The 22,509-nt window shown below is 67.7% G+C and carries 13 protein-coding genes; all 13 read left to right on the top strand.

What is annotated here, in order from left to right; genetic code table 11:
- Window positions 1–25 precede the first annotated feature (25 nt).
- Entirely contained in the window at window positions 26–1,234 is a 1,209-nt protein-coding gene (gene glf, locus A9310_RS14705; protein WP_058250931.1) for a UDP-galactopyranose mutase, read from the top strand.
- On the top strand, window positions 1,235–3,175 hold the full coding sequence (locus A9310_RS14700; RefSeq protein ID WP_065631255.1) for a glycosyltransferase: 1,941 nt from the start codon (window positions 1,235–1,237) through the stop codon (window positions 3,173–3,175).
- Between the two features lie 34 nt (window positions 3,176–3,209).
- Complete coding sequence (locus tag A9310_RS14695; protein WP_175401144.1) at window positions 3,210–3,944, top strand: phosphatase PAP2 family protein; 735 nt, start codon at window positions 3,210–3,212, stop codon at window positions 3,942–3,944.
- Window positions 3,941–4,852 carry a decaprenyl-phosphate phosphoribosyltransferase gene (locus A9310_RS14690; protein WP_065631254.1) on the top strand — a complete coding sequence of 304 codons (912 nt, stop codon included), beginning with the start codon at window positions 3,941–3,943 and terminating at the stop codon, window positions 4,850–4,852. Before A9310_RS14695 ends, A9310_RS14690 begins: the two co-directional genes overlap by 4 nt.
- A complete protein-coding gene (gene zomB / locus A9310_RS14685; protein ID WP_065631253.1) occupies window positions 4,839–6,923 on the top strand; it encodes a flagellar motor control protein ZomB in 2,085 nt (694 codons plus the stop codon). The genes A9310_RS14690 and zomB overlap by 14 nt, the downstream gene beginning before the upstream one ends.
- A gap of 382 nt (window positions 6,924–7,305) precedes the next feature.
- The gene (locus A9310_RS14680) at window positions 7,306–8,295 is read left to right on the top strand and encodes an alpha/beta hydrolase family protein (protein ID WP_004021369.1); all 990 of its coding nucleotides are present in this window, start codon (window positions 7,306–7,308) and stop codon (window positions 8,293–8,295) included.
- A gap of 360 nt (window positions 8,296–8,655) precedes the next feature.
- Entirely contained in the window at window positions 8,656–10,161 is a 1,506-nt protein-coding gene (locus tag A9310_RS14675) for an alpha/beta hydrolase-fold protein (RefSeq protein WP_065631252.1), read from the top strand.
- A 270-nt stretch (window positions 10,162–10,431) separates the two neighbouring features.
- Window positions 10,432–10,968: a DUF732 domain-containing protein gene (locus A9310_RS14670; RefSeq protein ID WP_065631375.1), complete on the top strand. Its 537-nt coding sequence runs from the start codon at window positions 10,432–10,434 to the stop codon at window positions 10,966–10,968.
- A gap of 1 nt (window position 10,969) precedes the next feature.
- Window positions 10,970–11,983 (top strand): cutinase family protein, encoded by a 1,014-nt coding sequence (locus A9310_RS14665; RefSeq protein WP_065631251.1) that lies wholly within the window; start codon window positions 10,970–10,972, stop codon window positions 11,981–11,983.
- A 233-nt stretch (window positions 11,984–12,216) separates the two neighbouring features.
- Window positions 12,217–13,227, top strand: coding sequence for an LLM class F420-dependent oxidoreductase (locus A9310_RS14660; RefSeq protein ID WP_065631250.1), 1,011 nt, complete (start codon window positions 12,217–12,219; stop codon window positions 13,225–13,227).
- Window positions 13,228–13,485: 258 nt separating this feature from the next.
- On the top strand, window positions 13,486–15,387 hold the full coding sequence (fadD32, locus tag A9310_RS14655; protein WP_065631249.1) for a long-chain-fatty-acid--AMP ligase FadD32: 1,902 nt from the start codon (window positions 13,486–13,488) through the stop codon (window positions 15,385–15,387).
- Window positions 15,388–15,503: 116 nt separating this feature from the next.
- Window positions 15,504–20,831, top strand: a complete 5,328-nt coding sequence (pks13, locus tag A9310_RS14650) for a polyketide synthase Pks13 (RefSeq protein WP_065631248.1) — start codon at window positions 15,504–15,506, stop codon at window positions 20,829–20,831.
- A gap of 50 nt (window positions 20,832–20,881) precedes the next feature.
- Window positions 20,882–22,432, top strand: coding sequence for an acyl-CoA carboxylase subunit beta (locus A9310_RS14645; RefSeq protein ID WP_058250940.1), 1,551 nt, complete (start codon window positions 20,882–20,884; stop codon window positions 22,430–22,432).
- Window positions 22,433–22,509 lie beyond the last annotated feature (77 nt).

Below are 22,509 nucleotides of genomic sequence, written 5' to 3'. Positions count from 1 at the left end.
GGAGGGTCCGTTACCCTGAGGACCCGTGGCAACCAGTAGCAGCTATGACCTGATCGTCGTCGGCTCCGGATTCTTCGGCCTCACCGTCGCCGAGCGGGCCGCGACGCAGCTGGGCAAACGGGTCCTCGTGCTCGACCGGCGCGACCACCTCGGTGGCAACGCGTACTCCGAAGCCGAGCCGACGACCGGCATCGAGATCCACAAGTACGGGGCGCACCTGTTCCACACGTCCAACGAGCGGGTGTGGGAATACGTCAACCAGTTCACCGACTTCACCGGCTATCAGCACCGGGTGTTCGCGCTGCACAACGGGCAGGCCTACCAGTTCCCGATGGGCCTCGGGCTGGTCAGCCAGTTCTTCGGCCGTTACTTCAGTCCCGACGAGGCGCGGAAGCTGATCGCCGAGCAGGCCAGCGAGATCGAGACCGCCGAGGCGCGCAATCTCGAGGAGAAGGCGATCAGCTTGATCGGCCGCCCGTTGTACGAGGCGTTCATCAAGCACTACACCGCCAAGCAGTGGCAGACCGATCCCAAGGAACTGCCCGCGGGCAACATCACCCGGCTTCCGGTCCGCTACACCTTCGACAACCGCTACTTCAACGACACCTACGAGGGTCTACCTGTCGACGGTTACACCGCGTGGCTCGAGAACATGGCGGCCGACGACCGCATCGAGGTGCGCCTGTCCACCGACTGGTTCGACGTCCGTGAGCAGCTGCGCGCCGACAGTCCCGACGCCCCGGTCGTCTACACCGGCCCCGTGGACCGTTACTTCGAGTACTCGGCCGGCCGACTCGGCTGGCGCACACTCGACTTCGAGACCGAGGTGCTCGACACCGGCGACTTCCAGGGCACACCGGTGATGAACTACAACGACGCCGACGTCCCGTTCACCCGTATCCACGAGTTCCGGCATTTCCATCCCGAGCGGGACTCCTACCCCGACGACAAGACGGTCATCATGCGGGAGTTCAGCCGGTTCGCCGAGAACGACGACGAGCCGTACTACCCGATCAACACACCCGAGGACCGGGCGATGCTGACCACCTACCGTGACCTCGCCCGCACCGAGACCGCAAGTGCCGGAGTGTTGTTCGGCGGTCGCCTGGGCACCTATCAGTACCTCGACATGCACATGGCGATCGCGAGTGCGCTCACCATGTTCGACAACACCCTGGCACCGCATCTGCGTGATGGTGCGCCGCTGGTGGCCGACCCCGCAGGAGCCGAATAGATGACGGTGACTCCCGTGAACCAATCCGAGATCCCCGACGCCGGAGTGGGGCCGTCGAAAGCGAAATCCCTTCTGCAGCGGGTGATCTTCCCGCGCGCAGGCGAACCGCTCGACGTCCGGTCGCTGTACGTCGTGGAGTCCGAGAGCAACAACCGCCGGGCGCACGCCCCCAGCCGGACCTCGGTGCTCCTCGGTGCCGAGTCCGAGGTGAGTTTCGAGACCTACTTCAACGCCTTCGCCGCGGCCTACTGGCGCCGCTGGAGCATCCTCGACTCCGTGGTGCTCCGCGTCGAGGTGATCGGCACCTGTCGCGTCGACCTGTACCGCTCCAAGATCGACGGGTCGCGTATCGGCATCGGCGGTGATCTCGTCGACACCGACGAAACCGGCCGCGGCGTAGTCGAATTCGAGCTGGACCTCGGCCCCTTCGAAGACGGCGGCTGGATCTGGTTCGACGTCACCACCGACACCGACACCGAGATCGTCTCCGCCGGTTGGTACGCGCCCATCGAGGCGCCGACCCCGGACGCGGAGACCAAGCGCGTCACGGTGGGCATCCCGACCTTCAACCGCCCCACCGACGCGGTGAACGCGTTGGCCGCGTTGACCTCCGACCCCATGGTCGACGAGGTGATCGACGCGGTGATGATGCCCGACCAGGGCACCAAGAAGGTCGTCGACGAACCCGGGTACACCGAGGCCGCGGCCGCTCTCGGCGACCGGCTGCACATCTTCGACCAGGGCAACCTCGGCGGCTCGGGCGGGTACGCGCGCATCATGTACGAGGCGCTGCGGCTCACCGACTCGCCCTACGTCCTCTACATGGACGACGACATCGCGATCGAACCCGACTCGATCCTGCGGGCGCTGGCCATGTCGCGATTCGCGAAGGCGCCCATGCTCGTCGGCGGTCAGATGCTGAACCTGCAGGACCGCAGTCACCTCCACTGCATGGGTGAGGTCATCCGGCGCGACACCTTCATGTGGACCGCGGCGCCGTTCGTCGAGTACGACCACAACTTCTCCAAACACCCACTGCGCGACCGCGAGAACTCGAAGAACCTGCACCGGCGGATCGACGTCGAGGGCAACGGTTGGTGGATGTGCATGATCCCGCGCGAATGTGCGGAGCAGATCGGCCTCCCGATGCCCCTGTTCATCAAGTGGGACGACTGGGAGTTCGCACTCCGCGCGTCGAAGGCCGGTTACCCCACCGCCACCGTGCCGGGTATCGCGATCTGGCACATGGCCTGGAGCGACAAGGACGACGCGATCGACTGGCAGGCGTACTTCCACCTGCGCAACCGGCTCGTCGTCGCTTCGATCCACCACGACGGTCCCATCAAGGGGATCGTCCGGTCGATGACCAAGGCGACCGCGAAACACCTCCTCTGCCTGGAGTATTCGACGGTCGCGATCCAGAACGAGGCGATCCGGGACTTCCTCGCCGGACCCGATCACATCCGCAGTCTGCTGCCCACCGCGCTGCCGAAGGTCGCGCAGATGCGCAAGCAGTATCCGGACGCGGTCGTCCTCCCCTCGGCGACCGAGCTGCCGCGGACCTCGGGCGAGGCAACGCATCTCGGGACCTCGATACCGCTGAACCCGATCAGCAAGATCAAGGCGCTGACCGCCGCGGTGGTGAACAATGTCCGCCCGGCCGATCCCCGGCATCACGAGGTGCCGCAGGCCAACTTCCCTCCGATCGAGGCGCGATGGTTCTCCCTCGGACGGGTCGACGGTGTCACGGTCACCACCGCCGACGGCCGCGGCGTCGTCTACCGGCAGCGCGACCGCGAGAAGATGATCGAGCTCGCCCGGGAACATTTCGCCCTCGTGAAGGAATTGCAGGACAAGTTCCCGGAGATGAAGCAGCAGTACAGGTCCGCACACCGCGACCTGACGTCGAAGGAGAGCTGGGCGGGTGTCTTCGGAATCTGATGGTCCGGTGATCGGCAGCGGGGGCGACACGGTCCTGGAGGACCGTGCGGAGACGGGGAAGGTCCCGGCCGACGACACCCCGCGTCCCCTGAACGGCGAGGAGAAGGCGCTGGTCGCCATCCAGGCCGGGCTCGGCGCCCGCCCGGGCGTCCGCCCGGCCGCGCGCGGACTGTCGCACGTGGGCGAGCACGCGCTGGGCTGGCTCGCGATCTCGGGGACCGGTTGGGCCCTGGCCCGCCGCCGCGGTGACGTACGGGCGCAACAGCTCTGGCTCGAGGCGGGAGTGGGCGCCTTCGGCGCGCACGCCGCGTCGGTGATCATCAAGCGGATCGTGCGCCGCCCGCGGCCCGCACACCCGGCGATCGCCMTCGGGGTGTCGACGCCGAGCAAACTGAGTTTCCCGTCCTCACACGCCACCTCGACCACCGCGGCCGCGATCCTCATCGGCCGCGCCGCCGGCTGGGACCCGAAGGTGCTGCCCGCTGTGCTGGTCCCGCCGATGCTGCTGTCCCGACTGGTGCTGGGCGTGCACTACCCGACCGACGTCACCGCGGGTGCCGCGATCGGTGCCGCGAGCGCAGCGGCGGTCATCGTGGGCGATAAGGTGCTGCTCGAACCCACCCGGAATGACCAGGAGTCCGGACGTGCCCGCCGCGCGGCGCGCGTCCTGGCCCGGCTCGGCCTGACGGCCGCGGTCCCCGGCGGGACGCTGCGTCTTGCCGCGTCCCCCGTCATCGCGCGGGTGACACGACACAGGGAGAGTGCATGAGCGAGGAGCCGATCGAGCACGGGAAGGTTCTCGGACCGCCGAAGAACCTGACGTCCGGGCTGATCAAGGCCGTCCGGCCGCGGCAGTGGGTCAAGAACGTCCTGGTGCTCGCCGCTCCGCTCGCCGCGGGCAACATCACCGACGTCTCGGTGCTGGGCTCCGCCGGTATCGCCTTCGTCGCCTTCTGCCTCGCCGCGTCGAGCATCTACCTGGTCAACGACGCGATGGACGTCGAGTCCGACCGCAACCACCCGACCAAGCGGTTCCGGCCGATCGCGGCCGGCGTCGTCCCGGTGACCCTGGCCTATGTCCTCGCCGCCGTCCTCCTCGTCGGCTCGATCGGCATCGCGTTCCTCGCCAACTGGCAGACGGCCGTCGTCATCGCCATCTACCTGGTGATCCAGCTCGGCTACTGCTTCGGCCTGAAGAACCAGGCCGTCATCGACATCTGCATCGTGTCGTCGGGCTTCCTGCTGCGCGCCATCGCCGGTGGTGTCGCCGCCGAGATCGTGCTGTCGCAGTGGTTCCTGCTCGTGATGGCCTTCGGGTCGCTCTTCATGGCGGCGGGTAAGCGCTACGCCGAACTCCAGCTCGCCGAACGCACGGGCGCCAAGATCCGCAAGGCCCTCGAGTACTACACGACCACCTACCTGCGCTTCGTGTGGACCCTGTCGGCGACCGCGGTCGTGATCTTCTACGGCCTGTGGGCCTTCGACAAGGGCGACACCAACGTCGCGTACGCCATCTCGATGGTGCCGTTCACCGTGGCGATCCTCCGTTACGCCGTCGACGTCGACGGGGGTGCCGCGGGCGAGCCCGAGGAGATCGCGCTCGGCGATCGTGTCCTGCAGCTGCTCGCCGTGGCGTGGCTGGTGTGTGTGGGTGTCGCGGTCTATGCAGTCAATTGATGAGTCGCCAACCGGATTCCGGGCGCTGACGACCGGCCGCACCAAGGTCGCGGTCATCAGTTTCGTCGTCGGGGCCGCCGTCGTCACGACGTTCTTCGCGATCGGTGCGTGGCAGCGCCGGTGGATCGCCGACGACGGACTCATCGTCCTGCGGACGCTGCGCAACCTCTTCGCCGGCAACGGTCCGGTCTTCAACGCCGGTGAGCGGGTGGAGGCGAACACCTCGACCGCCTGGACCTACCTGCTGTGGTTCTGGGCGTGGCTCACCGAAGGTCAACTCGAGTACGTCGCGCTCTGGGTGGCGCTGGTCTGCTCGGTCGCCGCGATCCCGATCGCGATGTACGGCAGCGCGCGACTGTTCGGAACACGCATCGGCGGGCTCACCGGCGACGGCTGGACCCTGCTGCTGCCGTTCGGCGCGGTCATCTACATCGCCATTCCGCCCGCGCGCGACTTCGCCACGAGCGGGCTCGAGAACGGACTCTGCATCTTCTGGGCGGCCGTCCTGTGGTGCCAGCTCGTCGCCTGGGCGCGGCGCGGCCCGCGCACGAGCCGCAGGAGCGCGGCGGCCACGCTCGTACTCGCCTTCACCGCCGGTCTGGCGCCGCTGATCCGGCCCGAACTGGCGATCCTCGGCGGCCTCGTGCTGCTGCTGGTGTTCTTCGCGCCCCTCGGCTGGAAGATGCGTCTGGGCGTCGTCGTGGTCGCGGGGACCCTGCCGGTCGGCTACCAGATCTTCCGGATGGGCTACTACGCCCTGCTGGTTCCCAACCCCGCAGTCGCGAAGGACGCCAGCGGTGCCAAGTGGGACCAGGGCTTCGCCTATCTGACCAATCTCTTCGGCCCGTACGTGCTCGTGCTGCCGGTCGTCCTGGCGGCGGTGGCCGGGGTGCTGCTGGTCGTCGGCGGCCGCATGCGGTCGAAGAGGGCCGACGCCACGGGTGCCGACGCGACCGCGGATTCGGTTGACGCAACGGCCGACTCGACGACGGACACCCGGTCGACGCGCCTCGCCGGATGGTCGCGCCGGCTGCAGTCCTCGACCGCGGTCGTGACCGTCGTGGTCTTCGCCGGCATCGTGCTGATCGTCTACTGGATGCGTCAGGGCGGCGACTTCATGCACGGCCGGGTGCTGCTCGTTCCGGTCTTCATCACCCTGTTGCCCTTGATGGTCGTGCCGGTGACGATTCCCGCCCACGTCGGTGCGGCGTTCCGTCGCCGGCCGTCGACGGACTCCGAGTCCGTGATCTCCGACCCGGTGGACGACGCGGCTCCGGCGCCCGAATTCAGCCCCGCCGACCGCCGGCGCGCGCGGGCCCAACTGGTCGGCGCGGTGGCCATGAGCGCCATGTGGATCACCGTCGTGGTGTGGGCGGTCTCCACCCACGCCAACGTGCTGCCGAACGCGGGCATCGACATCGGCCGCAGCGGCATCGTCGACGAGCGCCGCTTCTACGTCACCAACATGGGCAACGAGAATCCCGTGACCGCCGAGGATTACCTCGACTACCCGCGCATGAGCGCGATGGTCGAGAAGATCGACGAGTACCGCGAGGACGGCGGCGTCATCCTGCCGTCGTTCAACTACGACGAGTGGTACGTGGCGCAACTTCCCGCCGTGATGCCGAAGGGTGCCGAGCGGCAGGTGACCGTCTACTTCCTCAACCTCGGCATGACGAGCATGAACGCCCCGCTGGATGTGCGCGTCATCGACCAGATGGGTCTGGCGTACCCGCTCGCCGCGCACACCGAGCGTCTCGAGGACGGCCGTATCGGCCACGACAAGATCCTGCCGAGCGAGTGGGTCGTCGCCGAGGCCGGGGCATACCCGCGCCGCCCCGTGCTGCCCGGTTATCTCGACGAGGACCTGGTCCGTCAGGCCCAGGTGGCGCTGCAGTGCCCGGAGACCAAGGACCGGTTCGCCTCGTTCGAGGCACCGTGGTCCTTCGACCGCTTCAAGCACAACCTGCGTCAGGCGTTCACCTTCAACAGCTACCGCATCCAGCGTGAGCCGGAGTACGAGATCCAGCGCTGCGGCCTGGAGATGCCACCGCCGGTGAACCCACGCTAGTTACGCGCGCCCGGGCGCGGCACCCAACCACACGACACCAAGAGAATCCCGAGAAAACGCGGGGTCGAACCTGTGGAGTTGCCGTCGAACATCTCGGATCGGTAACGTCCCCGTGGGCGCGGCCGATAGAAAGGTCGTGACTGAGGCGTTCTGAACTGCTGGGACGCCGAAGTGACGGGGGTTGTGATCGCGATCACATGGTTTGTCACGTTCGGGGGCATCGAATAGGCTCGCCGACGGTGAATCGCATGCGAGAACGACTCGTGAACGACGTCGCGCCGCGCAATGAGCCGGGGGACGAAAAATGTGTGACGCACAAGGACCGGTAGGCCACCGGGGACCATGAGTTCCGGCCGATCGGCTGAAGAGGGAGATTCTGTACATGCGTGAAGCTGCCACCGAGGCGCCGAGGCCTGCGCGCAACCGGATGAGCAACCGGTTGATCGCCGCTTTCGTCGCCATCCTGACAGTTGTGGGACTGACCGGTGTCGTCGCCGGCCAGGCCAACGCCCGGATCGGCGGAACGCAGGTCGGCAAGCAGGAGTTCTGGGTCAACGGCTGCGGGATGCCGAACGTCAAGGTCCGCGCCTGGAAGAAGCCCGGCAACTACAAGACCGTCATCCTCCTCGACGGCATGCGCGCCCAGTACGACTACAGCGGCTGGGAGATCAACACCAACGTCCAGGAGATGGTGAAGTCCGGCGTCAACGTCGTCGAGCCCATCGGTGGACCCGCGAGCTTCTACACGGACTGGGACGCACCCAGCAACTTCAACCGGCAGCCCTACCGGTACCGGTGGAACTGCGTCATCAGTCGGACCCTGATCAGCGCGCTCGACGCCCGTGGTTTCCGCGTCGGACCGTCGAAGCGCTACGCCATCATGGGCCTGTCCATGGGCGGTAACGCCGCACTGGTCCTCGGTGCCCAGAACCGTCAGCACTTCGACCGCGCCGGCTCGCTCTCGGGTTACAACTTCCTGAGCGCGCCCGGCATGCGTACCGCGCTGCGCCTGGCGATGCTCGACGTCGACCCGAAGCCGTGGAACATCGACGCGATGTGGGGCCCGCCGTGGAGCATCCGCTGGTTCCAGAACGATCCCTTCTGGAACATCGGCCTGATGCGCGGAATGAAGGTGTTCGTCGGTTCCGGTAACGGTCTGTTCGGCCGCTACAACGCACTGCCCAACGTGTTCGACGACCTGTTCAAGGGTTCGACCCTCGAGCTGCTCGCCTTCACACAGTCCAAGGCCTTCGAGGCCGCGGCCTTTGTCCAGGGCGTCCCGCTGATGACCTACTACGCCAACGGCACCCACGCCTGGGGCTACTGGCAGGACATGATCTGGAACGCCAAGAACCGCGGGTTCTTCCGCTGATCTGACATCGCCGGTCCGCCGGCCACACGACGCCCCGCTCGGGTTTTCGGGCGGGGCGTCGTCGTGCGTGGGCGCGCCCTGCTCTGAGGTCCACGCTGAAAACCACCCTCCAGAGGGGCTCCAACGCCCTACAGTCCGCCGCCCCTGTATGGAGGGTGGTTTCCAGCGGGCGTCCGACCCCACAGATATCAACTGTCACACAAATCCCACGTGTCACAGCGTGGCGTGCGGACAGGCCTCGCTGCGGCGTGTAAGAAACTCCTGAGGCGTTTGATACTCATGAGGCACGTGTGACTGACGGGGAATCGGTCACGACGCTGCGGGCGCCGGCGTACAGGGGCGAAGGAGTTCTGGAGAGTGATGCGGCGAAACAGTGGTACAGGCAGGGTCGACGCGCGACCGGCTGACGCAGGACAGGGTGACGCGCGCCCGGCCGGTCGTCGGGCGACTCTTCGCCCGGTGACGGCCGCCGTGGTCGCGCTGGCGACCGCCGCGGTGCTCGTCATCGGCAACGGTCTCGCCGGCGCCGAGCCCGCTCCGGCCCCGCCCGCGCCCCCGGCGTCGCCGAGCGCTCCGGCGCCCGCGCCACCGAGCTCGCGCGCCCCGGTCGCTCCGGCGTCGGTGCCGGCCGCCCAGCCGGCGAGGGTGACGAACACCTACTGGTACACCGACCGGCGCGTGGCCCTGTGGGTCTACTCGCCGGCGATGAACACCAACATCCAGGTGCAGATCCTGCTGGCCCGTGACTGGCACGCGAAGCCGAAGGAGAAGTTCCCGCAGCTGACGATGCTCGACGGTCTGCGCGCGCAGGACGATCAGAGCGGCTGGATCATCAACACCAAGATCGTCGACTTCTATAAGGACAAGAACGTCAACGTCATCCTGCCGATCGGTGGTGAGTCGAGCTTCTACACCGACTGGAAGGAACCCGACCGCGGCAAGAACTACAAGTGGGAGACGTTCCTCATGCGGGAACTGCCGCCCATCTTGGAGAACGATTGGCGCTCCACGGACGTCCGCGGCATCGAGGGACTCTCGATGGGTGGATCCGCGGCGATGATGCTGGCCGCGCGCAATCCCGGCTTCTACAAGTTCGCGGCGTCGTTCTCGGGGATCCTGCAGCTGAGTTCGTTCGGCATGCCGCAGGCCATCCAGTTCGCGGTGCGCGACGGTGGCGGCTACGACTCGATGAAGATGTTCGGTCCGCCGTCCGATCCGGCGTGGAAAGAGCACGACCCCTATCTGATGGTCGACAAACTGCAGGGCACGAGCCTGTACGTCTCCTCGGGCAACGGCATGGTCGGGCCGCACGACAAGCCGTCGGACATCCCGATGCTCGCGACCAACTATTCCGGCGTCGGACTCGAGATGCTGAGCCGCGTGACCTCGCAACAGTTCGCGATCCAGTTGAATCGCAAGGGTATTCCGGGCCAGGCGAACTACCGGCCGTCGGGCACCCACACCTGGCCGTACTGGGAGTTCGAGATGATGCAGGCGTGGCCGCAGGCCGCCGCGGCCCTCGGACTGTCGCGCGACGCGGTCGCATGCCGCGTCGACGGCGCCTTCCGCAAGGTCTGGGACGCCAACAAGGCGACGCTCGGGGGCTGCCTCACCCCGTCGTACCCGGTTGCCGGTGGCAAGGCACAGGACTTCGCCGGCGGACGCATGTTCACCGGCCCGAAGGGTCCGAAGATCGTCACCGGCGCGATCGGTGGCGCCTACGTCGCTGCCGGTGGACCGAGCGGACGTCTCGGCAAGCCGACGACCGACGAACTCCCGACCCGCGACGGCAAGGGCCGCGTCAACCACTTCGAGCACGGCCGGATCACCTGGACGGCGAAGGACGGCACCAAGGTCCTGAAGTGACGGTCAGAAGGAGGGGACGGGGCGCCGACGGTGCCCCAACCTCGACCCCACGTGTGTACGGCCTGAAACTTCGCTGAGGAATCGGACCGTTACCGCAGGTGGTGCTGGTGCGGCGGCCGGAACGGCCTCGCGCGGACGGTAGCCTGACGTGGTGTGCGACGCAGGGTGCCCCTGCGTTGCGATCGGCCGCAGGCCGGACGTGAGTGTCGCCGGACGAGACCGTCCGGCGGTGCGTTGATCTCGACCCGAAAGGTTCGGCAGGAAGTGGCGATGACAACGAAGTGTGTGCGGCTGGTGCTGGCCGTGACGGGCCTCGCTCTCGCGCTCGGGTCCGTGTCGGCCTGCGCCGATGACTCGACGGCCAGTGCGCCGATCACCAACAACCCGGTCACGACGACGTCGCTGTATTCGGCCGCTCCCTCGACGAGCGCGTCGCAGGGTTCCACATCCGAGGAGACCACCCCGTCCACGCCCGGCGGCACGTCGGAGCTGCCGGCGACCGAACCGAACCCCAGCACGAAGGTCCCGGCCAGCTTCCCCGGACCCAGCGGCCAGCCGCTCGACGACAAGGCCCGCGCGTATCTCGCCGCGTTGAAGCAGCAGGACGTCACGTTCATGGGTGACAACGACAATTCAGTGGCCCTGACGATGGCGAAGTACGTCTGTGGTGCCAAGCAGAAGGGCACCGACCCGAGCATGGTGAAGGCCTTCGTCACCGCCTCTGTGGGTCCGGGGGCGGACAACGTCGAGGAAGCGAACTCGAAGGCCGACAAGGTCATCCGCGCGGCCGAACAGCACTACTGCTGACGTGGCCGCTCGACGCAACGCCGCGGGCCGCATCCGGAAGGGTCCCGTCCGGCGGCTCGGCGCTTTCGCGCTGCTCCTCCTCGCGCTCGCGGTCATCGCGATCGTGCTCATCGTCGTGCTGGTTCTGGTGTGGCTGGCTCCGGGACCCGCGCCGATCGGCCCCGGCGGGCCGTCGACGACCCCGCCGTCGAAAGAACGGCCGGATGCACAGCCTGCGGACTGCCCGGACGTTCTGACCGTCGTCGTGCCCGGCACCTGGGAGTCGAGCGCCGACGACGATCCGTACGCGCCGTCGGCGAATCCGAACTCGTTGATGCTGCGCGTGTCGCGTGCCCTCTCGAATGACTTCGACTCGTCCCGCAGCGAGATCTACACCGTTCCCTACACGGCGCAGTTCCGGAATCCGACCAACCTCGCCGACCGGCAGGCCGATTACAACGTGTCACGCACGCAGGGATACAAGCGCGCGGCGGGCAAGATCATCTCCACCAACGAACGCTGCCCGCTGACGAGCTACGTGATCATGGGATTCAGTCAGGGTGCGGTCATCGCCGGCGATCTGGCCAGCAACATCGGCAACGGCCGGGGCGTGCTCGAGGACGGTGACCAGGATCTCGTGCTGGGCGTCGGGCTGATCGCCGACGGTCGGCGCCAACCGGGTGAGCAGAACGACATCGAGCCGAGCCCGAACGGCGTGGGCGCCGAGATCGCGCTCGGCGGCATGGGCAACCTCGTTCCCGGCATCTCCATGACCGGCCCGCGCACCGGCGGTTTCGGCGATCTCCGCGACCGGGTTCAATCCATCTGCGCCCCGGGCGATCTCATCTGTGACTCGCCGACGATCGTCAACCCGCTGGCGGCGGTGTCGAAGCTGGCGAACGCGGCGTCGAATCCCGTCCACGCGATGTACGCGACCACCCGCTACTGGGAGAACGACGGTCAGACCGCGACCCAGTGGATGTACGACTGGTCCAAGGATCTCATCGAGGACGCACCCCAGCCGAAGCACAACTGACCGGCAATCTGCCGGTCACGGCTGACCGGATGGAAGCGTCTCGGACGCGACTCACCCGACCGGGCGCATCGTCGAACTAACCGGCCGGTAACCTCTTGTCGCGGCTGCGGCCGATTCGTTTGGCGGCGCCGTCACGCTGCATTAACGTGTTGGGCTGGCCCGAGGAACACCGCAGTGCGCCGCAGACGCCGCACGCGACCTCACCAGCCGGCGATCACGATGAGAGGACAGCGATGACGCAACCCCCGAGCGATGCCGGTGCCACCTCGGCCGGATTGCGGAAGTTCCGCTTCGGCGCGGGTGGTGAGGGCAACAAGGACGAGGGCGGCGCCCGCAAGTTCGTCAAGCTCGCGCAGACCGCCGAGGAGTACGGTTACGACACCTTCGCGGTGCCCGACCACCTCGGCAACCAGGTCGGTCCGCTCGCGGCGCTCGGCGCGTTGACGCAGGCCACCAGCACGATCCGCCTCGCGACATCGGTGCTGGCCAACGGCTGGCGTCATCCCGCCCTCCTCGCCAAGGAGGCCAACACCATCGACGTCCTGAGCAAGGGACGACTCGAGCTGGGCATCGGCGCCGGGTGGATGAAAGAGGAGTTCGACAAGGCCGGGATCGAATTCGAGTCGCCCGGCGTCCGCATCCGTCGCCTCGACGAGGCGCTGACCGTCCTCGACGGCCTGATGCGCGGGGAGACGGTGAACTTCGACGGCGAGTTCTACCAGATCAAGGGCCTCGAGGGCAGTCCGCGGCCGCGGCAGGGACCGCGTCCGCCGATCGCCGTCGGCGGCGGCGGACCCAAGATGCTCGCCCTGGCCGCCAAGCACGCCGACATCATCTCCGTCGCGCCCGGCACCACCACCGACGGCAAGATGAAGCTGTCCGACATGACCATCGAGAAGACCGCCGAGCGTGTCGGCCGGATCCGGCAGGTCGCCGGCGACCGGTTCGACGAGCTCGAACTGAACTGGACGATCGCTGTCATCGTCATCACCGACGATCGGGTCGCCACCGCCGAGATGGCGCTGAAGGCGCTCGAACAGGGCTATCCGCCCAACATCGCGCACGACACCGAGTTCACCGTCGACGACGTGCTGACCTCGCCGTACATCGCGATCGGGAGCTTCGACGAGATCGCCGACCAGATCCGGGAGGTGCGCCGCCGCACCACCATGTCCTACGTAGGGGTGTTCCCCACGCAGATGGATGCTTTTGCGCCCGTGCTGGCGCAATTGAAGGGGGAGTAGGATGGCCGACGGTCTCGCGAGTCAAYAGCGAGGTGACGGGGCGGTGAACCCGGGGGCGCGCGTCGAAGGGCGACGCGCGCTCATGCGAAGCCGAGCATGACGAACGCGAGTTTTTTCGTTGGGTAACTGGACGTGCGCTACCGTATCCCGCGGTCGGCACAGGACGTGGACAGCAGGACTGCGTGGTGGTGTCGCCAAGACCTCGCCGGAGAACTGCGCCCGCGTGGGGGAGTCCACGAGGGGGCACAGGAGTAATGAATGCTGAGTACTGAGCTCGAAGACTTTCTCGATGAGACCGGGAACATCTCTTTCACCGAGGAAGCGACCCTGGTCGACTATGTCGAGCAGAACGTCCGCGAACAGGCCGACACACTGGCCTACCGGTTCATCGACTACAGCCGCGAACGCGATGGCGAGCCCCAGGATCTGACGTGGGCGCAGTTCGGCAAGCGACTCCGCGCCGTTGCAGCACGTCTGCAGCAGGTCACCAAGCCGGGCGACCGCGTGGCGATCCTCGCGCCGCAGTCGCTGGAGTACGTGATCGGGTTCTTCGCGGCGCTCTACGCCAGCAACGTCGCCGTCCCGCTGTTCTCTCCGGACGAGCCCGGACACACCGACCGACTGCACGCGGTCCTCGACGACTGCAAGCCGACCGCGATCCTCACCTCGACGAAGTCCGCCGAGGCGGTGCGTGACTTCTTCGCGCCGCTGCCGGCCAAGGAGCGTCCGCGCGTCATCGCCGTCGACGCCGTCCCGGATTCGGTCGGGTCGAGCTGGGTGGCACCGGTCGCCGGTCAGGACCACAACAAGGACACCGTCGCCTACCTGCAGTACACCTCGGGTTCGACGCGCGTCCCGGCCGGTGTGGAGATCACCTATCAGGCGGTCGCCGCGAACGTGCTGCAGATCTCCGACACCATCGGCATCGATCGCAAGGCCCGCGGCGTCACCTGGCTGCCGATGTTCCACGACATGGGTCTGCTCACCGTGATCCTGCCCGCGCTCGGCGGCCGCTACATCACGATCATGAGCCCGCAGGCATTCGTGCGCCGTCCCGGTCGCTGGATCAAGGAGCTCGCCGCCGCCGCCGACGGCGCGGAGACCTTCGCCGCGGCTCCCAACTTCGCCTTCGAGCACGCCGCCGCGCGCGGTCTGCCGAAGGAGGGCGAGGAGCTCGACCTCTCCAACGTCATCGGTCTGATCAACGGGTCGGAGCCGGTCACGGTCAGCTCGATGAAGAAGTTCAACGAGGCGTTCGCGCCGTACGGGCTGCCGAAGACGGCGATCAAGCCCTGTTACGGCATGGCCGAGGCCACGCTGTTCGTGTCCGCGACGCAGCGCGAGAACGAGGCGAAGGTCGTCTATGTCGACCGCGACGACCTCAACGCCGGCAGTTTCACCCTCGTCGAGTCCGACGCGCCCAACGCGGTCGCGCAGGTGTCGTGTGGTCAGGTCGCGGTGAGCCAGTGGGCCACCATCGTCGACACCGAGACGGCGACCGAACAGCCCGACGGCCATGTCGGGGAGATCTGGTTGCACGGTCTGAACATCGGCGCCGGCTACTGGAACAAGCCGGAGGAGACCGAGGAGACATTCCACAACAAGCTGGTCACCCCGCTCCCGGAGAACAGTCACGCCGAGGGTGCGCCCGCGGACGCGATCTGGATGCGCACCGGCGACTTCGGGGTCTGGCTCGACGGTGAGCTCTACATCACCGGGCGAGTCAAGGACCTGGTGATCGTCGACGGCCGCAACCACTACCCGCAGGACCTCGAGTACAGCGCGCAGGAAGCCAGCGACGCGCTGCGCCCCGGCTTCGTCGCCGCGTTCTCGGTGCCGGCCAATCAGTTGCCGGGCGAGGTGTTCGAGTTCGCCGGCAGCGGCTTGAAGCCCGACACCGACGACGCGTCCGAGCAGTTGGTCATCGTCGCCGAGCGCGGACCCGGCCGCAAGGCCGACCCGCAGGAGGTCGCCGACACCGTGCGTGCCGCGGTGGCCCAGCGTCATGGCGTGATGGTCCGTGACGTCCTGCTGGTCCCGGCCGGCTCGATCCCGCGCACGTCGTCGGGCAAGATCGCGCGGCGCGCGACCCGTGCGGCCTACATCGACGGCAGTCTCCGGGGCGGCTACAAGCAGACGGCGTTCCCGGACGCCGAGTAGCGAATCTGCGGACCCGGGCGGGGTGAGTGCGTCGAGTTGCCGCGCCCGGACACCCCGCGGGCTGATAATGCACCCGGCACCAGTTCAGGTGCCCCGAGATCAGTAGTCTGGAAGCGATGTCTGAACTGAATACCGACGAGGCCCGCAGTATCGATTCCGCCGCGGCCGGCACCGACGGCGAGACCGCCGGTGACCTCACTGTCGACCAGCTTCGTGATTGGCTGCGCGAGTGGGTGTCACAGGCGACCGGGCTCCCCGTCGAGCAGATCGCCGTCGACCGTCCCATGGAGGAGCTCGGTCTCTCGTCTCGCGACGCCGTGGCGCTCGCCGCCGACGTCGAGGACAAGACCGGGGTGATCCTCACCGCGACGGTCGTCTACAACCATCCGACGATCGCCACGCTCGCGCAGCGCATCATCGAGGGCGATCCCGACGAGGGCGCCGACGGCGATGCGGACACCTTCTGGCGGCGCGAGCGCAACGCGGACGACGACATCGCGATCGTCGGGCTCTCGACCCGGTTCCCGAAGTCGGGCACGACGCCCGAGTCGACGTGGGACGCGCTCATCGCCGGCGTCGACGGTGTCTCGGACCTGCCCGCGGATCGGTGGTCGGAGTTCCGGTCCGATCCCCGGCTCGTCGAGATCCTCGACGCGGCCAACACCAAGGGCGGTTATCTCGACGACGTCCGCACGTTCGACGCCGACTTCTTCCAGATGAGTCCGCGCGAGGTCGAGATGGTCGACCCGCAGCAGCGTCTCGCGCTCGAGCTGACCTGGGAGGCACTCGAGCACGCGCACATCCCGCCGAGCGATCTCAAGGGTGCGCCGGTCGGTGTGTTCATCGGCTCCTCCACGAACGACTACCAGCTGCTGGCGACCCTCGGCCTGAGTGAGGGCGCCGAGGACACCGCCGCGTATGCGCTGACCGGCACCTCCACCGCGATCGTCGCGAACCGGGTGTCCTACTTCTACGACTTCCGCGGGCCGTCGATCGCCCTCGACACAGCGTGCTCGTCGTCGCTGGTGGCCGTTCATCAGGCCGTCCGCAGCCTGCGGACCGGCGAATCCGACCTCGCGCTGGCCGGCGGCGTCAACATGATCATCAACCCGGCGGCCACCCTCGGTTTCGACAAGATCGGCGCCCAGGCGGCGGACGGGCACGTGAAGGCGTTCTCCGCCGACGCGGACGGATTCATCCGCGCCGAGGGCGGCGGATTGTTCGTCCTGAAGCGACTGTCCGACGCGCGTCGTGACGGCGACGACGTCCTGGCGGTCATCGCGGGCTCGGCGGTCAACAGCGACGGTCGCTCGAACGGCCTGCCGGCCCCGAACCCCGAGGCGCAGGTCGACGTCCTGCGGGACGCCTATGCCGACGCCGCGATCGATCCGCGCACCGTCGACTACGTGGAGGCCCACGGCACCGGGACCATCCTCGGCGATCCGATCGAGGCCGACGCCCTGGGCCGCGTGGTCGGTCGCGGACGCCTCCCCGGCTCGCCGATGCTGCTCGGATCGGTCAAGACGAACTACGGCCACATGGAGTCGGCCGCGGGCGCGGGTGCTCTGGCCAAGGTCGTGCTCGCGATGCAGCACGGCACCATCCCGGCGTCGCTGAACTACAGCGGCCCCAACCCGTACATCCAGTTCGACGCCAACAATCTCAAGGTCATCCCGGAGGCCACCGAGTGGCCGCGCTATTCCGGTCATGCCGTCGCCGGTGTCTCCGGATTCGGTTTCGGCGGCACCAACGCGCACGTCGTCGTCCGCGAGGTGCGGCCCGAGGATCTCGCGCCGGCGTCCGCGCCCGCAGGCGATGCGGGCGCATCCGAGTTGCCGGCGTCGGCGTCGCTCGTCGACGAACCCGATCTCGACGACGACGTCTACCTGACCGAGGCCGAGCGTGCCGTGCTCGCCGCGCAGGCGAAGAACGTCGATCCGGTGATCGAGGAGACCGCGTCGGATCCGGCCGCCGGCTTCGCACCGTGCGCGGTCGAGGGTTCGGTTGTGCCGCTGGTCATCTCGGGCTTCCTGCCGTCGCGTCGGCGCAAGACCGCCGCGGACCTGCTCGAGTGGCTCGAGTCCGACGAGGGACGGTCGACGCCGCTCGCCGACATCGGCCGCGCGCTGGCACACCGCAACCACGGACGCTCGCGCGCCGTCGTCATGGCCCGTACGCACGACGACGCGATCACCGGTGTCCGCGCGGTGGCCGAGGGCAAGAGCAATCCGCTTGTCTACTCGTCGGATTCGCCCGACGCCGCGTCCGCGGTCTGGCTGCTCTCCGGCTTCGGTTCGCAGCACCGCAAGATGGCCAAGCAGCTCTACACCGAGAACCCGATCTTCGCCAAGTACGTCGACCGGGTCGACGAGCTGGTGCAGAACGAGCTCGGGTACTCGATCGCGGAGATGCTCGTCGACGACGAGCAGACCTACGGCATCGAGCAGAGCCAGGTCGGCATCTACACGATCCAGGTCGCGCTCGCCGACACCCTGCGGCACCACGGCGCCGAACCCGGTGTGCTCGTGCCGCATTCGATGGGCGAGGCCTCGGCCGCGTACATCAGCGGCGGTCTCTCGCTGGAGGACGCGACCCGGGTGATCTGCCAGCGCTCGCGCCTGATGGGCGAGGGCGAGTCGATGCTCCAGGGCGACGACATCCGCCTGATGGCGCTCGTCGAGTACAGCGCCGAGGACATCACCGACGTCCTCACCGACTACCCCGACCTCGAGATCTGTGTCTACGCCGCTCCGACGCACACCGTCATCGGCGGACCGGAGTCGCAGGTCGACGCCATCGTCGAGCGTGCCGAGAAGGAGGGCAAGCTCGGACGCAAACTGGCGACCAAGGGCGCCAGCCACACCTCGCAGATGGACCCGCTCCTGGGCGAGCTGGCCTACGAACTCACCGGTATCACGCCGTTGCGGCCCACCACCGGGTTCTACAGCTCGGTCGACCGCGAGGTCTTCTACCGCGCCGGTCACGAACCCGTCCACACGATCGACTACTTCACCAAGGGCCTGCGCCACAGCGTGTGGTTCAGCCAGGCGATCGCGAAGTCGGTGGAGAACGGCCACCGCACCTTCCTGGAGCTCTCGCCGAACCCGGCCGTCCTGATCTCCGTTGCCGCGGTGACCTTCTCGGCTGGGCTGCACGACGCCGAGCTCATCGAGACGCTGCGGCGTAAGGAGGACGAGAGCTACGGACTCGTCAACGCGCTGATGAAGCTCTACGTGCACGGACATCCGGTCGACGTCGCGTCGCTGTTCGGTCGCGGTGGTCACGCGGCCATTCCGCGTACCCGCTTCGAGCGCAAGGAGTTCTGGCTCACCGCGAAGATCTCCTCGGGCGGCTCGGCCGGCACGGTCCCGGGATCGCACGTGGCACTGCCCGACGGCCGTCACGCCTGGGAGGTCAACGCGGCCGCGGTCACCGATCCGCGTGAACTGGTGCGTGCCGCGGCGGCCCAGGTCCTGGCGAATGCGGCTGTCGGGGCGTCGGTCGCGCACAGCGCCATCCCGGCATCGGGAACCCTCACGACGACGCTGAGCCCGCATCCCGGCGGTGCGGCGGTGACCGTGCACGCCAAGGCGGACAAGAACTTCCAGCTGCTGTTCGAGGCGGCGGTGACCGGCGACCTCGACGACACCGCAGGTGAGGTCACGGCCGCGCCGGCAGCCCCGGCACGGTCCGGTGCCGAGGTGTTCGCCGATGACACGGTGGTCGTCGAGGACGACGTCGTCGACGACATCGGCAACCGATGGAACCCCGAATCCGGTGAGACGGTGGGTGATCGGCTCGCGATCATCGTCGGCGAGTCCATGGGCTACGACCCCGAGGACCTGCCGCGCGAGATCCCGCTGATCGAGCTCGGTCTCGACTCGCTGATGGCGGTGCGGATCAAGAACCGCGTCGAGTACGAGTTCGACATCCCGCAGCTGCAACTGCAGGCGATGCGCCAGGCGAACCTCGCCGACGTCGAGAAGTTCGTCGACTTCGCGGTGACGCATCGCGATCAGCTCGACGATCTCGCCCAGAATGCCGCCGGCGGTGGCGAACTCGACACCGCGGCGCTCAATGCCTACATCGACGAGCAGAACGCCGGCGGCGAGTCGGCGGCCTCCGCACCGGCCGGTCAGTCCGACGAGCCCAGCGAGCAGTCGCCGGAGCCGAAGCGGCACATCGCCGATGATCTGACCGACGTCGAGCAGGCGGTCGCGAACTCGCCCGAACCGGAGGTGTCGTCACGCGAGGAGGCGGTCGAGGAGTCGGCCGCTCCCGCGGCAACCCCGAAGCCGGCCACCGACATCACCTCGCAGCGGGCCGTCGCCGAGGCGGCCGGCTCGGACGTGCCGCCGCGGGATGCCGCCGAGCGCTTGACCTTCGGCACGTACGCGGTGGTCACCAAGGCCTCGGCCGGCGGCATCTTCAACAAGCTGCCGGTGCTGTCGGAGGACGTGGCCCAGCAGCTCACCGATCGCCTCAACGAGCGCACCGGCGGGGATCTCGACGTCGAGGACATCCTCGACTCCGAGACGATCGAGGAGATGTCGAACTACGTGCGCGAGCATCTCGATGCCGGCGCGTCGACCGACGGGTTCCTGCGCTACCTGCGCCTCGTCCCGGACGGCAAGAAGGTCTATGACCCGTCCGCCGGCGATCCGACGCCGATCCTGCTGTTCCATCCCGCGGGCGGGAACACCTCCGCCTACGAGGCGCTGCTGAAGCGTCTGCCGGCGGACCGGCCCGTCATCGGCTTCGACCGTGGAGTCGAGGGATCGATCGAAGACCGTGTGCGCGAATACCTTCCGCGCCTGCGTGAGCTGCAGCCGAACGGCCCGTACGTGCTGGTCGGCTGGTCCTTCGGCGGTGCGCTCGCCTATGGCGTCGCGCAACTCCTGCGTGAGGCCGGGGAAGAAGTTGCCTTCGTGGGCCTCATCGACGTGGTGCGCCCTCGCGCGGACATGACCGAGACGCCGGACAGCAAGCGGGCGCGGCTCGAGCGCTGGAAGGAGTTCGCGATCCGCAACTACGACCTCGACCCCGATGTACCGATCCCGATGGATCGGCTCGTCGAGGCCGACGACGAGGGGCAGTTCGCGATCATCATGGAGATGATGTCGATGTCGGGTACCAAGATCCCCGGCGGCATCATCGAACACCAGCGGACCTCGTTCATCGAGAACCGCGTGCTGAGCAGCATCGCGCCGGAACCCTACGACGGCAAGGTCGTGCTGTACCGGGCCGACAAGATGCACGCCGGCGCCGTCGAACTCGAACCGCAGTGGGCCGAGATCGACGAAGACGGCCGCTGGGGTGAGGTCGTCGACGACCTGGAGATCATCCACGTCGGCGGTGACCATCTCTCGATCGTCGACGAGCCGTACATCGCCAAGATCGGCAACGACCTGGCCGCGCGGGTCGGACGGCTCGATGAGCACTAGCGGCACGGCTGCTCATCGTCAATCAGTGGTCGCGTAGAAAGTGAGACACCGTGGCTGACACCACCGCAGGCAAGCTCGCCGACCTCCGTCAGAAGTTGGAGGCCGCTCGCGAGCCGGGAGGCGAGAAGGCGCTCGCGAAACGCGCGGCGAAGGGGATCTGTTCTCCGCGTGAGCGTCTGAGCATGCTCTTCGATCCCGGGACCTTCGTCGAGATCGGTGCGCTGGCGAAGATGCCGGGTGCGGCCGAGAGTGGTTACGGCGACGGCGTGGTCACCGGACACGGGCTGGTGCACGGGCGTCCGGTGGCGGCATTCTCCCACGACCAGTCGGTCTTCGGCGGAACCGTCGGTGAGATGTTCGGCCGCAAGGTCGCCTCGCTGATGGAGTGGGCGGGCAAGATCGGCTGCCCGATGGTCGGTATCAACGACTCGGCCGGCGCGCGGATCCAGGACGCCGTCACCTCACTCGCGTGGTACGCCGAGATGGGTCGCCGCAACGATCTGCTCTCCGGTCTCGCGCCGCAGATCTCGGTGATCCTGGGCAAGTGCGCCGGCGGCGCGGTCTACACCCCCGCCAACACCGACATCCTGGTGGCCGTCGAGGACAAGTCGTACATGTTCGTGACCGGACCCGATGTGCTGAAACAGGTGAACGGCGAGGAGATCTCGGCCGAGGACCTCGGCAGCGCGCACAATCAGGCGCGGTGGGGCAACATCCATCACGTCGCCCCCGACGAGAAGTCCGCGTTCGACTGGGTCCGTGAGTACCTGCAGTACATGCCGTCGAGTGCCTACGAGCGGCCGCCCGTCGTCAACCCGGGTCTCGAGCCGGAGATCACCGAGTCCGATCTGTCGCTCAACGACTTCATGCCCGACAACGACAACGCCGGGTACGACATGCACGACATCATCATCAAGCTGTTCGACGACGGCGCCTTCCACGAGGTGGGAGAGTTGTTCGCGCCCAACATCATCACCGGGTACGCACGGGTCGACGGCCGGTCGGTGGGTGTGGTCGCCAATCAGCCGAGCGTGATGTCCGGTGTGCTCGACACCGACTCGTCGGAGAAGGCAACGCGTTTCGTGCGCATCTGCAACGCCTTCAGCATCCCGTTGGTGTTCCTGGTGGACACCCCGGGCATCCTCCCGGGTCTCGCGGAGGAGCAGAAGGGCACCATCCGACGCTCCGGCCGCTTCCTGTACGCCTACGTCGAAGCCGATGTCCCCAAGGTGACCGTCGTGCTGCGCAAGGCTTACGGCGGCGCCTACGCGGTGATGGGCAGCAAGCACCTCGGTGCCGACGTCAACTTCGCCTGGCCGACCGCGAAGATCGCGGTGATGGGCGCCGAGTCGGCGGCCGCGGTGCTGACCCGACGCCAGACCGAAGGTCTCTCGGCCGCCGAGGCGGACAAGATCCGCCGCGAGTTCATCGACTTTTACAACACGATGATGGCCACCCCTTACCTCGCCGCCGAGCGTGGCTACGTCGACGCGGTCATCGAACCCGCCGAGACCCGGTTGCAGCTCCGGAAGGCGTTGGCGCAGTTGCGCGACAAGGAGGTCCTCAAGACCCCGCGCAAGCACTTCCTGATGCCGATCTAGCGACGGGCCTCGCTCCGCTCTGAGGTGCGAGCGCTACCTGTACCTCCTCCGCTCCCAATCCGAGAGGATCACAGCCC

The organism is Gordonia sp. UCD-TK1 (assembly GCF_001691435.1).
GTDB lineage: Bacteria > Actinomycetota > Actinomycetes > Mycobacteriales > Mycobacteriaceae > Gordonia > Gordonia hongkongensis.
The sequence above is the reverse complement of the archived record's forward strand: the minus strand, read 5'-3'. Positions and strand labels throughout refer to the sequence as shown.